Source organism: Brachyspira catarrhinii, from assembly GCF_005518285.1.
Classification (GTDB): Bacteria; Spirochaetota; Brachyspiria; order Brachyspirales; family Brachyspiraceae; genus Brachyspira; species Brachyspira catarrhinii.
In genome coordinates this window covers 1-884 of record NZ_SJDU01000627.1, presented here as the reverse complement: position 1 = coordinate 884, position 884 = coordinate 1, and the positions used below count along the sequence as shown (strand labels likewise).

Sequence of the window (884 nt, the reverse complement as noted above, 5' to 3'; positions counted from 1 at the left end):
AAGAAGTGGAATCGTATATAAGAAAAGAAAATGAAAAACGAGGATATGTCGAAATAAAAACTCCCGCGATTCTAAACGAGGATTTATGGCATAGAAGCGGACATTGGGATAATTATAAGGAAAATATGTATTTTACCGAAATTGACGAAACTAAATTTGCAATCAAGCCGATGAATTGCCCAGGTGGGTTAATAGTTTATAATTCCAATATTCATAGCTATAGAGATTTGCCTTTAAGAGTAGCCGAGTTGGGATTCGTTCACAGGCATGAACTTTCTGGAGCTTTGCATGGACTTTTTAGAGTGAGAGCTTTCACTCAAGATGACGCTCATATATTTTGCACGGAAGAACAACTTGCGGACGAAATTATAAATACGATAGATTACTATTTGTCGGTTTATAAAGATTTTGGATTTAAGAATTTTGAAATATTCGTTTCTACTCGCCCTAAAAAATCAATAGGAACTGACGAGGCTTGGGAACTTGCCACAAATTCTTTGATTAACGCTTTGGATAAATTAAAAATAGCTTATAAAATCAACGAAGGAGACGGAGCTTTTTACGGACCAAAAATTGATTTTAATATTAAAGATGTTTTGGATAGAAATTGGCAATGCGGAACTTTGCAAGTAGATTTTTCTCTTCCAATGCGTTTTGAAATAAGCTACGAAGGAAAAGACGGCAGAAAACATACTCCCGTTATGCTTCATAGAGCGATTTTGGGTTCGATGGAAAGATTTATTGGAATATTAACCGAGCATTATAACGGAAAATTTCCTTTATGGTTGTCGCCTTTACAAGTCGCGGTTGTGAATGTTTTGAACGATAAAAATCAAATTGATAGAGTTAAAGAAATAGCGGACGTTTTGAAAAAAGAAGATCTT

General features: G+C 34.7%; 1 protein-coding gene. It reads left to right on the top strand.

The window, feature by feature from the left end; all coding sequences use genetic code 11:
* Window positions 1-884, top strand: an 884-nt coding sequence (thrS, locus tag EZH24_RS12720) for a threonine--tRNA ligase (protein ID WP_137999405.1), incomplete at both ends; no start/stop codon positions are given.